The sequence below is a fragment of the Cellvibrio sp. UBA7671 genome (assembly GCA_002483145.1).
GTDB classification, from domain to species: domain Bacteria; phylum Pseudomonadota; class Gammaproteobacteria; order Pseudomonadales; family Cellvibrionaceae; genus Cellvibrio; species Cellvibrio fibrivorans.
On record DLHJ01000004.1, the window covers coordinates 192,758 to 206,640 of the forward strand.

Consider the following 13,883-nt stretch of genomic DNA (forward strand, 5'->3'; position numbering starts at 1 on the left):
TTATCTAAAACTTAAAAAGGGCTTCGAATGAAGCCCTTTTTATTTGCTGTAAAAAAACATCAATGGCTAATCATCCATGGCCGCATTGATGGAAACATTTTATTGCCGCCAGCGGTATACATGAGATTCGATTTGCGGATCGGCTTATCGCCACAACCACAGCCTTTACCATGTTTGTGCTCACGCCGTGCCTGCTGTTCGGCGCGGTAATCCGGCGTAGAAAAAATGGGGGCATTCATCGCACTTTCATTGCGTGCATGTGCTGCGCGGTTTTCTTTTTTCATATTCAGAAATTCCGGCGCGACCATAATGACTCGTGCACTCAACTTTGCACAGGTTGGGCAAGCAGCGGGTTTGCTCGAATCATCCATCGAAGCCAATTCATAAAACAGACCGTGGTCTGCGCATTTGTAGTCGTAAACGGGCATGTGAATTCCTCAATAAAAGCGTTGGAATTTTCGCGGGGATGGACTCCGTCATTTGCTCCGGGACGCGCAGTCCCGGAGCAAATGCTATTTATCTTTCCCCTTACTTATCTTTAGATAAAGGCACATCCATTCCCGGCGTTACCTTTTTGGTTGGCCCTTCTGCGGAGGGATTAACATCAAAATCAAAAATATCCGTCGGCAGCCACAAGGTTGCACAGGCATTCGGAATATCCACCACACCCGAGATATGCCCTTGCACCGGAGCACAACCGAGAATTGCATAAGCCTGCGCTTTGGAGTAACCAAATTTGGTCAAATAATTAATCGCATTCAAACAGGCCTGGCGATAGGCGACATGCACATCGAGATAATGTTGCTCGCCGTATTCATCGACTGAAATACCTTCGAAGATTAAATAGTCATCGTATTTCGGTGCGATCGGGCTTGGTTTAAAGATCGGATTTTTAATAGCGTATTTCGCCATACCATCTTTAATTAAACTCACCCGCAGATGGATCCAACCCGCCATTTCAATGGCACCACAGAAAGTGATTTCACCATCGCCTTGGCTGAAGTGCAAATCGCCAACCGAAAGCCCACCGCCCTTCACATATACCGGAAAATAAATTTTAGAGCCGCGCGATAAATCTTTAATGTCGCAGTTACCACCGTGTTCACGCGGTGGCACGGTGCGCGCACCTTCAGCAGCTGCAATTTTTGCCGCATCGGGAGCCATTTTGCCCATGTGAGCGGTGTCGGCATAAGGGAGTGTGGCAAGCGCTGGAACGCGATCGGGCTCAGTATCGTAAAGCTCTTTTTCGCGCTTGTTCCACTCTAACAACATTTCTTTCGATGGCAGACAACCAATCAAACCGGGATGTACCAGTCCGGCAAATTCCACATTAGGCACATGACGGGATTTGGTAAACATACCGTTGATATCCCAGATCGATTTCTGCGCTTCCGGGAAATGCTCTGTTAAAAATCCGCCCCCATTTTTCCTGGAGAAAAATCCATTGAAGCCCCACAAGCTTTCTTGGAAGGCACCAATGTCGAGAATATCCACCACTAATAAATCACCCGGCTCTGCGCCTTCCACTCCCACCGGGCCAGAGAGGAAATGTACTTGCGATAAATCTACATCGCGCACGTCATCGGCATTGTCGTTATTCGCAATCTGGCCGCCCGTCCAGTCATAGCATTCAATAATAAAATCTTCACCAGGCTTCACGGTTTTGACCATGGGAATATCCGGATGCCAGCGATTGTGGATCATTTCATTTTCATAGGGCGATTTGGTTAAATCTATTTTGATAATCGTTTCAGCCATGGTTCTGACTCCTGGTGAGTGTTGGACAATACGTCTCGGAACAGGGTCAGTATCTGGCGCAGACTAACGAATCACCATACGACAAATAGCGCGCGCACCTACGCTATTTGACGTATGGACAATCAGTTTTTACGGTTGAGTTGATCAACGTAATCTGTTGGCGTCATATGGAGGAATTTTTTAAACGCGCGATAAAAGGTCGATTTACTGTTGAAGCCAGCATCGGCCATCACATCCAGCATGGAGGTTTTGCCGTTACGGCTGGCCAATATGTAAGCCGCCTTTTGCACGCGATGGAAGTTGATGTAATCAAAAAAGTTTTGTCCGGCATCGCGGTTAATGGCAGCGGAAATTTTTCGCACAGGAATCTCGCTAACTTCCGCCAGTTGCTCCAGCGTGAATTCAGGATCGAGATAGAGCTCCTTGTCTTTCATCAACTGATTGAGTTTTGTCATAATCAGTGGGTCATATTTTTCAGGTTCAGGTGCGTCAGATTTTTCCTCCTCTGACACTACTCGCCGATATCCGATGGTGGAATGGGCCATGCTATAAAGCACTAATGCATTGACAAACACGAAGCTAAACACGTTGCCGGAAATACCAATCAGATTTCCAATCCATTGGGATGCATTTAGCAGCGTTAGCAAGTAAGAAATAAACACCCACACCCAAATCATCAAAAAACCACCTATCAACATTTGCAACCAAAACATATCGATGTTTTCAATGTTGGAGTAGTGCTGCTTTAAACGGTTTTTGTATTGGAAAAGTAGGTAAAAACAACCGATGCCATAACCTACATATAAGAAATGCCTCATCCATAGATGCATCTGGAATACAGGCTCTTTGTATAACAATCCAAATTGGGTAATACCCAGCACCCGTTCTTCTGGTGTCAGGCTGGTATAGAGGCCGATGATAAACAAGGGGAATAGCAGCAGCGGCAACAAGTGTACGGCATACCGCCAGTGCAGCTTGAAGTCGGGATCAATCATCGATTTCACATAAAAAAATAACATAGGTGCCGCAAGGTAAACGCTGAATTTCAACCAATAAAATATGTGTACAGCGCCATCCAGATAGGCAACTTTGATACTAGGACTCCAGTAGATAAGCGAATCAAACGCATCGAGCCCTATCGCTAGCAGAAACATTGCGAGAAAAAAATTGGCCTGACGCCTTCCCAGATTCGCCGTCAACAAAAGAATAGAGAAAAGCAACGACTGGAAAATGACCAGAATAAGAGGAATATCATTAAAGCTTAAAACTAATTTATCCACCTAAAGCCCACCGATGTTTGTTTATTTTTATGTCACATCATTCTTCATAAAACCAGCATAGCCCAGGGGTTGAGTGTCAACAAACAAAAGGACGACTTAATACCTGCGGCATCGCAGGCAAAGGCTGAGCTAAAAAACCGGCGCAATTGCGCCGGTGATAATTGCATTGCGGGCAAATTCTTATTGCACAGTCCATGTATGGGGTTGGTTGCTATTATTGGCTTCACCACGGCTGGCGGTGCTGATGGTGAAGTAATAATTCAGCGCAGTGCCTGGGGTGATACCGGGAATGATCACCTCAAAGCTGTTGCCCTGTAAGCGGGTCATGTTGTTCCAGCCAGGGGTAAATACCCATACCCAGTTCAGGTTTTCAGTGGTGGTGAAGGTGATTTTCACCCCGCCATTGCTGTAGCTGGCAGTAGTGGTGTAAGCCACGTTCGCGCCATTTGGCATTACTGCACTCGCCGAGTAGCCATTAGTGACCACGGAAGACGAAGAGCTGGAGCTACTGGATGACAGCGATGAGCTGGAACTGCTCGATGGCACCAATGAACTGGATACGCTGGATACTGACGAAGAACCCGCCCAATAGGTCATTGTTTTCCAGCTGGTTTCACCTGGACCAGGGTAGAAGGTTTGACCACTACTTGGATTGAAAGTGTAAAACCGCGCTTCAACCACATCCCAGCCCGCATAAACACTATTGCGGGTGATTTGGTAGGTGTAGGTACCATCGCCATTGTTGATCTCGGCGCCTGCCTGGGCTTGCAGGTCATTCACCACATAGTCCTGCAGGCCGTTGCGACGGGCAAACAAATGTACCTGTTGTTTGCGCTCATTCAGGCGGATGCTGAACTGCATACCACCATTGGCCAGCGCGGTCATTTTCACTACCCCCAACTCCACGCCCACTGACGAATTGCTGGAGGACAGACTGCTTGAGGATGACGTTGAGCTTGAAATGCTGGTGGACGTGCTGGTTGAAGACGAGCTGGATGAGCTGGGCACACTGGACGAGGTGCCGCAGTTAGCTGTGCTGTGGCTGTAGCTGTAAGGCCCCAGATCGTGCCCAACGGTATCAAAGTAAGTGAATTCAAAATTCACACCGCTGTTGTTGTTCAGGCCGGTCACGTCAAAGTAGGACTTGCCCTCCGCCGTTTTCGGCATGCGATAGCCACCTGCCTGCATGGGTGAAGTGAGGCGGATATCAGCCCAAACCGCGCTGCGATTGAGGGTGATACGCACCGCGCTGCAACTGGTGCTTTCTATGCAGTAGGCAGCGGTTGGGTCGCAGGCGGGCGGTGCTTCACTGGTGACAACGGTAAGTGTTGCCGCGGGCGATAGCGCCGCGTTATTGCTCGCAATCACACTGACTTGGTAGCTGGTTGCGGCATTCAGGCCGGTAAATGCGCGCTGGACAGCACCGCCAGTGGAGGGAATCGACTGTACCAATGTGCCGTTGCTACGCAGCTCAATGGCATAGTCGGCGTTCAGGTAGGCAGCGGGAATAGCGCTCCAGCTCACGGTGAAACTCTGGTGATCCACATTAGTGGTGCTAAGGTTTTTCACTGCTGGCACCAGGCTGGTATCTAATGAAGTCTCAAAGGTGCTGTAGGCCGAGCGGCCGCTTAAACCTTCAAAAACAGAGGTTACGCTCAGGCTGTAGCTGGTGCTGTGGGTCAAACCGGTAATGGCGACTGAGGTGCCGGTGACCAGCTGGTTAAACACTTCGCTGCCGCTGCTGTCTTTCACCACTGCGCGATAGCTGGCGCCAGTCCACTCGCCAGTCAACGCTGTCCAGCTGGCATTGGCACCGGTAAAGCTTAGGTTTGCCACACTCAGGTTGCTTACCGCTGGCGCCACAGCGTCGTCACCGCTCATGCTAAAGGGCGCCACACTAATACTGACTCCATCGCTAAAAGTGATGGTTTTGGGCGTGGCCGTAGGGTTGTAAGCCACATAGGTGCGGGTGCCATTTTTTTCAAACACCGCGTAGTGCGCGGTATCGGCGCTAATGCCTTTTACCGGGCGACCTAATTGACGCAGGTTGAAAATCCAGTGATAGGTATGAGTTTTGCTGGCACCGGCTTCACTGCGCACTTCGTCATTGGGGTACATAGGTGCGAGTGAGGGATCAAACTCGGTTTTGTAGTTGCCGGCGGCATTGAACTTGTCGGCCGCTGTCTGCGGGTTGACCAATGCTTCGGCCTGCCACATCAAATCGTCCCAGAATTTGGTTTTGCGACGGAAATCGTACTGGGTGTACTCGGCGGGCAGGTCTCTGTGCCAGAGTACAGAGGCAAAGAAGTTGGTGTCCTCATTCAGACGATCCATCACCAGTTGCAGCGAGGGAATAGTGCTGCCACTACTGAGTTTGCGCTCCATATGGCCCAAGTGCAGGGAGGCGCCGGTCACGGGCAGGAAGTTGATGCCCGCAATCATACGCGGTGCAGCCGAGAACCAGGTGCCGTAGTCGGCCTTGCTGTGCCATACCAGGCCCACCGAGGCGCGGTCAAAATCCTTCTGCACAAATTGGCTGCCGTTATCCCAGAATACATTGCGTGGAAATACCGCATTGTCCACATCGAACCAGTATTGGTGAATGGCCTGGATCTCGCTGGCATAGAGGAAAATCCCCAAGTCGCGAATGGCGCTGTCGCCGGTTTCCGAACCCCAGAGCGCAACCGCTTGGGCGAAGTTAATACTCTCGGAGGAGGACTCCTGATTGCCGCCGGCGTCCATGTTCAAATGGCCATTGGCGAGTGAGTAGCCGTTGTAGATGTCAAAGTAGCGCAGGTACTGGAAGCGGGTATCGCTGCGATCCCAGTTGGCTGAGTCTTTAATCAACAAGTCGACCATTGGCTTCCACTGCTGCGCCCAGCTGTGGTCATAGCGGGCGATGGCGGCAGCGGCCGAGATCAAATAACCGGCGTGGAAATGGTGATCGTTCAGTTCGGTATCCGAGCCAAAACTGGCGGGGTAGCCGGTGAGCGAGTTCCACTCCTCGTTGTAGTAGAAGTATTTTTTCTCGTTGGCGAGGCGCAAGTCGCGGTAGCAGTTACTGCGCGCGGGTTCAGCCATGGGGTTGCAATGGCTATTGTTGTAGGCCTGGTCTTGCTGCCAGTCGTCGGCACTTAACCAATCTTCCAAATGCGTTTTAATGCGCCCCATCAAGGTGGCGGCAATATCGCTTCTGCCGGTTTGCTCGGCAATGTGCAGCAGCTGCAGCATCCAGTTCAGTTCTTTGCCGTTGTTGTAGGTATCCAGCACATCGTTTTGGGTAAGGCCGTCGGCCCACTGGCCGTTTTTGTCCTGCTCCAACAATGTCATCAAACGCTCCAGCTCGGCGCCTTCCAATTTATTGGGCAGGTTGGGCAGCAGGCCAGGGTGGTGAATGCGGGTCTCAAAGCTATTACCTTTAATCACTTTCATCTCACCGCGCGGGGTGGAGTAGGTGTAGGCGTAATCGAGGTCGCCCGCGTTAATGTATTGGTGGCGATAGAGCCCCATCATGGTTTGGTTGATGGCATTAGGGTCAGCGTATTGCTCGGTGCCTACCTGATGGGTGGTGACTGTGTAAGTGGATACCACTTCTGCGGTCGCCTCGTTATAGCGGTAGTCAAAGCGGGTATCGGTGGGCAGAGCATAGGCATGGCGGCGATAGTCAGCAATCAGCGCATCCAGTTCTTCGACTCCGACACCGTCACCGGCTTCATCCTCGCGGAAAAAATCCCCAACCAAACGCGATACCACCAGCGGCTGGCGGGTGCCAGCGATATGGGTGGGCAAGTCGCTCACCGCCGTACCTGCAGCAATCGCAAAACCCTGCTCGGTATAGCTGGTAGGCGCCTTGAAAATGTCGTTAATTTCGTTGGGCAGAACCGCCACGCTGAAATACTGGTGACTGGCGGGCAGGGTCATGGTTATCTGGCCATTGCTGGCCAGCTCTTTCAAGTCAAGATTCGCCAGGTTGTAGCTGAACTGAGTGCCCGGCGGCGCAAAAATTCCGTAGCCTGCACGCACGTCGCCCAAGTACAGGGCGAGCACTCCGTCGGACTCGTGCACAATGCGCATACCATTAAAGTAGGTGAAACTCACGCTACTCAGGCCCGTTTTCTGGAAGTGAATGTAGGGCGAACCATTCACCAGAGTCACCCTTGCAGCCTGAGTGTTTTCATTGGCGTCGGGATTTTTGAGCAGCACGGTGGCGGCAAAGTCGCTGTAGTTATCCAACTGGGTTTCATCGGCATCCATACCGTCAAAACGAATATTCAGCTCGGTGCCACCCAGCGGGTCAAGGCGTGGGTCGATGCGCGCCGGATAGGTGTAGGCGGTGAATTTCGGGTTGCTGGTGGATGGCAGTACCCGTTTGTCGGAGTTGGGATCCTCGTAGCGGTAGGGCACCAGCAGCGGGATTTGCGCATAAGTCAGGTTGACGCCGCGATTAGTGAACTTGAGCGTGTAGGGCGAATTACTCATCCAGTGTGAGTAGGGCACGGTATCCACATTAGTTTCGATAATGCCGCCGTTTTCATTGCGGATCAGGTTTTTTACAGCGTGGGGCCAGACCACCGAGGACCAGAACTCGTGCGTGGGAGTGGGTTTACCCGAGCTTTGAAAGCGGTTGGTGACCTTGGGGCTCTGCTCCTGGCGTGGCACATAAATACCCCAGGGCTGCCCTTGTGGCACGGTTTGGTCATAACCTTCAGCGGTGGATGGCGCCCAGCGATGGGCGGGTTTTTCGGTAGTAAAACTACCGGCGCCGGCAGGTACTTCCCCCGCCTGTACAGCGATGGAGGTGGTGAGCAGGCTGGGCAACAATACCCCGATTAATCGTCTACAGGATTGCATCTCGTATACCTCTTTTATTGATTATTGTGAGCACCGCAATGGCGGTTAACTTATCTAATCAAAGTGCGAGGAGGCTGTCGTCCCAGCGGCGGATCGGTGCTCCTTGAGACGCACATTAAAAGTCCCACTAATAAGTCCCAGTTGAGATTCACGCAGGCAGTACGCGTTGAACCCAGCGTCAAGCGCGTGATTGTGCAAAGACTGTGATAACCAGTAAGAAGCCCGAACTATTATTTTTATTATTTATCTTAGAAACGTCTTTTAGCAATTTGACCAATCACGAGGTAAACAATGAAGATATTAATAAAAGCAGCGCAATGCGCAGGTGTTTTGGGCGTTTTACTGCATTCGTTTGCAATGCCAGTCTACGCCGCTGAACAGCAGCGACCACCGCGCGATGAACATCATTTCGGCCCACCTCAAGAAGCACTGCTTGCCTGCAAAGGATTAACGGAAAATGATGTCTGTTCGTTTGCAGGGCGCAATGATGAATTGGTGAACGGCGTGTGCAGCACACCTCCGCACCAATCAGATGAGATCACCCTTGCGTGCAAACCAGACAATATGCCAGAACCACACAATGGAGAACCGCCTGAAGACCGTCAGGATTAACGGCAAATAAAAGAGCCAGCAATCGCCCGAGACGTAGCGAAAGCTGGCTTAAGAAGTAATAACTGAAATCAAAACAACAATGAAAAATTACACTGCCCTTTTACACTGATAAGTAGGACGCAACCTTTGCCTCATTAATCGTCTCGCGTAATTCTTCATGAACTATTTCGCCTTTCTCGATCACCAGAATCCGGTCGGCAATATCCAATGCAAAACTTAATACCTGCTCTGAAACAACAATTGATAAACCGCGCTGGTCGCGAATCATTTTTAAGGTTCGACCAATTTCGCGAATGATCGACGGCTGAATACCTTCTGTCGGTTCGTCGAGAAATAACATTTTTGGATCACTCGCCAGTGCGCGGGCAATCGCTAATTGCTGTTGCTGACCACCGGATAAATTACCGCCACGGCGATTGCGCATCTCCAATAGCACCGGAAACATATCGTAAAGTTCTTGTGGTACCGAACGTCTTTTTGTAGTGGTTAAACCTGTCTCAATATTTTCCTTTACGGTCATGCTGGAAAATATCATCCGCCCTTGGGGTACAAAACCAAACCCGCCGGCAACACGCTGGTAACTTTTCAGTTGGCTCACTTCCTTGCCGTCCAGTTTTACACTGCCACCGGAGCTGGGGATCACACCCATCAAGGATTTCATCAGTGTGGTTTTGCCCATGCCATTGCGGCCCATCACCGCGACAATTTCACGCGGCTTCACTTCAAAATTTAATCCGTGTAACACTTCGCTCTGGCCATAACTGACACGATAATCACTGACAGACAACATAATAAATTCCTCGTGCTATGGGTTTAATGGCCCAGGTAGACTTCAATCACTTTCGGATCATTTTTGACTTTATCGACCGAACCTTCGGCGAGAATTTTGCCTTGGTGCAACACGGTGACCTTATCGGCGATTTGCGCTACAAATTGCATATCGTGCTCAATCACAATCACCGAACGGTCTTTGATAATGCTGCGCAATAACTCTGCAGTTTGTTGCCTTTCGCCTACTGACATTCCCGCTACAGGCTCATCCAGCATCAACAAGTCCGGGTCTTGCATCAACAACATGCCGATTTCGAGCCATTGTTTTTGCCCATGGCTGAGCAGTTCCGCTTGTTTATCCAATTGGTCGCCAAGAAAAATCATATTGGCAACTTCATGGACTTTACTGATCACTTCCTCATCGCGTTTAAATACCAACGCGCCGAATACCGAGCGTCCGCGCGGAAAAGAAATTTCCAGGTTTTCAAATACACTCAAGTCGCCGTAGATAGAAGGGGTTTGAAACTTGCGGCCAACACCGGCTTTAACGATATCGTGCTCCTTCATTCTGGTGAGTTCGCGGTTGCGAAATTTAATGGAGCCATCAGTCGCTTTGGTGCGGCCACAAATCAAATCCAACACTGTAGTTTTGCCCGCGCCATTAGGGCCGATAATGACGCGGATCTCATTTTCATCCACATAAAAAGTCAAATCATTAACCGCTTTAAAACCATCGAAGGAGACAGTGAGACCTTCCACCGCCAGGACAAAGTCAGTATTACTGCTCATGGACAACTCCTTGCGGCAAGGTGACAGATTCAGTTTTAGTATTGGTTGGTTTTGATGGCAGAGGTGTTGGTGGTGATGAATGACTCACGGGAGTTTTGCCAAATAATTTGGCGAAGAACGCGTCTACTTTCGGTGCAGCGTAGGTGTTGTATAAACCGGCCAGACCGTTAGGAAATGCCATTACCACCGCGATAAATAAACCACCCATCGCAAACAACCAAAGCTCCGGAAAACTCTCCGAAAATGAGGTTTTAGCAAAATTCACCAATAGCGCGCCATACACTGCGCCGATGATGGATAAACGTCCGCCAACTGCGCAGAAAATTACCATTTCAATCGAAGGTACAATACCGACTAAAGTAGGCGACATGAATCCCACCTGCAGGGTAAACATGGCACCACCAATCGCTGCGAAAATAGCACCAACGCAGAAGACAAAAATTTTAAAGTTAGAAACGTCGTAACCCGAGAAACGCACACGGTCTTCTTTATCACGCATTGCCACTAACAATCGGCCCAATTTACTTTTACGAATAAATTGCGCGATAAACAAGCATACAAACAGCAAAAACACGCATACAAAATAAAACACGTATTTGGCGTTGTCGGTGCGGATATCCCAACCGTGCAAGGTGCGCAAATCGGTCATACCATTTACACCGCCGGTATAACCTTGTTGGCCGATAATTAAAATCGTCAGAATTGCAGCGAGTGCTTGGGTAATAATCGCAAAGTACACGCCCCCTACCCTGCGCTTAAACATGGCAACGCCGATGATGTAGCCCAAAATGGTGGGCAGCAAAATAATCGCCAGCAGCGTAAATCCAAAACTGTAGAAGGGCTCCCAAAAGAAAGGCAATTCGGTAATTTGGTTCCAGTCCATAAAATCCGGAATGCCGGGTGTGGATTGAATTTTGGTGCTCTCCGGATCAGAGGCTTCCAATTTCAAAAACATCGCCATGGCATAACCGCCTAAACCGAAAAAAACACCCTGCCCTAAACTTAAAATCCCACCATAACCCCAGCACAGAACCAAACCCACAGCAACAAAAGCATAGGTTAAATATTTACCGACAAGGTTGAGGCGAAAAATATCCAGCGAGAGCGGCAGCACAACCACCAGAATTAATGCGAGCACCAAAAAACTATAGAGATCTTTTTTCGGCAAGAGTGATCTGAAACCTTGATAGGACATAATGAGAGACTCCTCTTAACGGCGTACTTTCAGGGTGAACAAACCTTGCGGGCGTAGCATCAGGATCAACACGACAAACAAGAGTGTTAATACTTTGGACATAGAACCACTCATAAAGAATTCCATGGTCGATTGCGCTTGCGAAATGCTGAATGCTGAAGCAATGGTGCCAAGCAAACTGGATGCGCCACCAAATACCACCACCAGGAATGTATCGACAATATAAAGTTGGCCAGAGGTTGGGCCGGTAGAACCAATCATCGTAAACGCGCTGCCCGCAACGCCCGCAATGCCGCAACCCAGCGCGAACGTAACGCGATCCACTTTGCCGGTATTAATGCCCACTGCACCTGCCATAGGGCGATTCTGTACTACAGCGCGCACTTGAGTGCCCCAACGCGAGCGATACATGAGCAAGGCAACTGCGAGTGAAATCCCGAGTGCGAGGCACATTACAAATAAACCGTTGATTGGTAACTCAATCGATTCGGTGAGTTGATAAGAACCCATCAACCAATCCGGTAAGGTGACGCCCACTTCGCGCGGACCAAATACAGTGCGATAGGTTTGTTGCAGAATTAAACTTAAACCCCAAGTTGCCAAAAGAGTATCCAATGGCCGGTGGTATAGATGTCGAATCATCGCCCATTCGACTAATGCACCTAGTGCGGCGGCGGCGATAAACGCGAGTATCATCGCGAGAATAAAATAAATACTGAAAAAATCAGGCAGGTAAGTAGAAAAAACATGCGAAGTTAAATAAGTGACGTAAGCGCCGAGAATCATAAATTCGCCGTGCGCCATATTGATAACGCCCATCTGGCCAAAAATAATCGCCAGCCCCAAGGCCATAAGCACAAATACCGAAAACAAAATCAATCCCGCTACACCTTGCATCGCAAAGATCGATAATAATTCCGAGCTACTGTATTCAGCGAACATAGCTGCACCTCATCTCGATTTAAAAACAGAGCTTCTATCCAAAGTGAGGAGTAGAGTTCAATTTAAAACACGCCGTAAATACATCCATGTAGGCTAAAATCGGCATCCATGCCTCATATTGTTTTAAATCAAACTCTACTCCTCACTCATCACGATCTTCTCAACACATATCGCAACCAGCCTTGCGGCTGGTTGCGACTTTATTATTGATAACCTTTCGGGAATGGATCCGGTTCGATCAAATCTTTGGTTTCGAAGACCACATCGTATTGACCATCAGTGCGTGCATGACCGATACGGGTTTTAGACCAGAGGTGATGATTGGGGTGAACTTTTACATAGCCTTCAGGCGCCGTCGTCAACTCAATACCGGGTGATGCAGCGCGCACTTTATCGATATCAAATGATCCCGCTTTTTCCACTGCCGCTTTCCACAACCAAGGGCCGAGGTATGCAGCCTGGGTTACGTCACCGATCACGATATCTTTGCCATACTTCGCTTTGAAATCCGCAACAAATTTCTTGTTGTTTTCGTTCGGCAAACTTTGGAAATATTTCATCGCTGCATAAGCACCGACCATGTTCTCACCACCGATACCCAGAATTTCGTCTTCGGTTACCGAAATGGTCAACACCAATGGTTTTTCTTTAGTCATATCAATACCGGCCGCTTTTAATTGCTTGTAGAAGGCAACGTTAGAACCGCCCACCACAATCGCATAAATCACGTCGGGCTTTTTCAATTTAATTTTGTTGATCACCGAGTTAAATTGGGTATGACCGAGTGGATAATATTCTTCACCCACCACACTCAAGCCTAATTTTTCAATGTGCTTGCGCGCAATTTTGTTAGAGGTACGCGGCCAAATATAATCGGAACCGAGCAAGTAGAATGATTTGGCACCCTTGGTTTTAGTTACCCAATCGATACCGGCAATGATTTGTTGCGTTGCCTCCTGACCGGTATAAATCACGTTAGGCGATTGTTCCAAACCTTCGTAGAAGGTCGGGTAATACAACATACCGTTGTACTGTTCAAAAATTGGCAACACGGCTTTGCGCGATGCAGATGTCCAGCAACCGAACACTGCAGCAACTTTGTCGTTCACCAATAATTTTTTAGATTTCTCCGCAAAGGTTGGCCAGTCACTTGCACCGTCTTCCTGGATGTATTCAATTTTGCGACCAAGCACACCACCCATCGCATTGATTTGATCGATCGCCAGCTTTTCTGCTTGCACCGAACCTGTCTCACTGATCGACATGGTGCCGGTCACCGAGTGCAGGATACCCACTTTCACAGTCGTATCTGTCACTGCTAGGCCAGTCGTGTTTACATCGGCAGCTTGAGCATTACCAAACACAAGCGAAGCCGCCAGTGTGAGCAAACATTTTTTCCAGGTTTTCATGCCCGCACCCTGTGTGCGGGGCGAAACATGAAAGGAAGATAGCAGGGTCTTGTTCATGGTCATTCCTCAGGTAATTAAAAATTGTTTAGGTTGCGCACAAGCTGTAATAGGGATTTGCAGATTGTTACCACTGAGTTTTTTGTCCTTACTGCGACGTTTAATCACTGAGAGGGAGCTTTGAAGCGGAAGCTGTCTCTACGCTTCACAATCTAAGCGCGAGCAGCATTTGAGACCATTCGATAAATGACACAGACCACTACGTTATTTGACGCATGG

Annotated in this window: 10 protein-coding genes; 1 reads left to right on the top strand and 9 read right to left on the bottom strand. The window is 49.2% G+C overall.

What is annotated here, in order from left to right:
• Positions 1 to 59: 59 nt before the first annotated feature.
• The 4 genes from B4E62_RS05870 to B4E62_RS05885 form a co-directional block, all read right to left on the bottom strand.
• Complete coding sequence (locus tag B4E62_RS05870; protein ID WP_331351463.1) at positions 60 to 428, bottom strand: zinc ribbon domain-containing protein; 369 nt, start codon at positions 426 to 428, stop codon at positions 60 to 62.
• Between the two features lie 100 nt (positions 429 to 528).
• Entirely contained in the window at positions 529 to 1,758 is a 1,230-nt protein-coding gene (gene fmdA, locus B4E62_RS05875; RefSeq protein ID WP_331351464.1) for a formamidase, read from the bottom strand.
• Between the two features lie 122 nt (positions 1,759 to 1,880).
• Positions 1,881 to 3,038, bottom strand: a complete 1,158-nt coding sequence (locus B4E62_RS05880; protein ID WP_310075586.1) for a helix-turn-helix domain-containing protein — start codon at positions 3,036 to 3,038, stop codon at positions 1,881 to 1,883.
• 180 nt (positions 3,039 to 3,218) lie between these two features.
• Positions 3,219 to 7,889, bottom strand: a complete 4,671-nt coding sequence (locus tag B4E62_RS05885; protein WP_331351465.1) for a glycosyl hydrolase — start codon at positions 7,887 to 7,889, stop codon at positions 3,219 to 3,221.
• Positions 7,890 to 8,180: 291 nt separating this feature from the next.
• On the opposite strand from B4E62_RS05885, the gene B4E62_RS05890 reads away from it, so the two are divergent.
• On the top strand, positions 8,181 to 8,501 hold the full coding sequence (locus tag B4E62_RS05890) for a hypothetical protein (RefSeq protein WP_310075582.1): 321 nt from the start codon (positions 8,181 to 8,183) through the stop codon (positions 8,499 to 8,501).
• Between the two features lie 100 nt (positions 8,502 to 8,601).
• Here the strand turns inward: B4E62_RS05890 and urtE are convergent, their stop codons facing one another.
• The 5 genes from urtE to urtA form a co-directional block, all read right to left on the bottom strand.
• Positions 8,602 to 9,291, bottom strand: a complete 690-nt coding sequence (gene urtE, locus B4E62_RS05895) for an urea ABC transporter ATP-binding subunit UrtE (protein WP_310075580.1) — start codon at positions 9,289 to 9,291, stop codon at positions 8,602 to 8,604.
• Between the two features lie 23 nt (positions 9,292 to 9,314).
• Positions 9,315 to 10,061, bottom strand: a complete 747-nt coding sequence (gene urtD / locus B4E62_RS05900; RefSeq protein ID WP_310075579.1) for an urea ABC transporter ATP-binding protein UrtD — start codon at positions 10,059 to 10,061, stop codon at positions 9,315 to 9,317.
• Positions 10,051 to 11,256 (bottom strand): urea ABC transporter permease subunit UrtC, encoded by a 1,206-nt coding sequence (gene urtC / locus B4E62_RS05905; RefSeq protein ID WP_331351466.1) that lies wholly within the window; start codon positions 11,254 to 11,256, stop codon positions 10,051 to 10,053. Before urtC ends, urtD begins: the two co-directional genes overlap by 11 nt.
• Before the next feature lie 15 nt (positions 11,257 to 11,271).
• Complete coding sequence (gene urtB / locus B4E62_RS05910) at positions 11,272 to 12,198, bottom strand: urea ABC transporter permease subunit UrtB (protein WP_310075574.1); 927 nt, start codon at positions 12,196 to 12,198, stop codon at positions 11,272 to 11,274.
• 203 nt (positions 12,199 to 12,401) lie between these two features.
• On the bottom strand, positions 12,402 to 13,664 hold the full coding sequence (gene urtA, locus B4E62_RS05915; protein ID WP_310075571.1) for an urea ABC transporter substrate-binding protein: 1,263 nt from the start codon (positions 13,662 to 13,664) through the stop codon (positions 12,402 to 12,404).
• Between the last annotated feature and the right edge of the window lie 219 nt (positions 13,665 to 13,883).

Bases quoted from the DNA above. Each gene is read 5' to 3' on its own strand.
- B4E62_RS05870 (WP_331351463.1), bottom strand. From the start codon at position 428: ATGCCCGTTTACGACTACAAATGCGCAGACCACGGTCTGTTTTATGAA.
- fmdA (WP_331351464.1), bottom strand. From the start codon at position 1,758: ATGGCTGAAACGATTATCAAAATAGATTTAACCAAATCGCCCTATGAA.
- B4E62_RS05885 (WP_331351465.1), bottom strand. From the start codon at position 7,889: ATGCAATCCTGTAGACGATTAATCGGGGTATTGTTGCCCAGCCTGCTC.
- B4E62_RS05890 (WP_310075582.1), top strand. From the start codon at position 8,181: ATGAAGATATTAATAAAAGCAGCGCAATGCGCAGGTGTTTTGGGCGTT.
- urtE (WP_310075580.1), bottom strand. From the start codon at position 9,291: ATGTTGTCTGTCAGTGATTATCGTGTCAGTTATGGCCAGAGCGAAGTG.
- urtD (WP_310075579.1), bottom strand. From the start codon at position 10,061: ATGAGCAGTAATACTGACTTTGTCCTGGCGGTGGAAGGTCTCACTGTC.
- urtC (WP_331351466.1), bottom strand. From the start codon at position 11,256: ATGTCCTATCAAGGTTTCAGATCACTCTTGCCGAAAAAAGATCTCTAT.
- urtB (WP_310075574.1), bottom strand. From the start codon at position 12,198: ATGTTCGCTGAATACAGTAGCTCGGAATTATTATCGATCTTTGCGATG.
- urtA (WP_310075571.1), bottom strand. From the start codon at position 13,664: ATGAACAAGACCCTGCTATCTTCCTTTCATGTTTCGCCCCGCACACAG.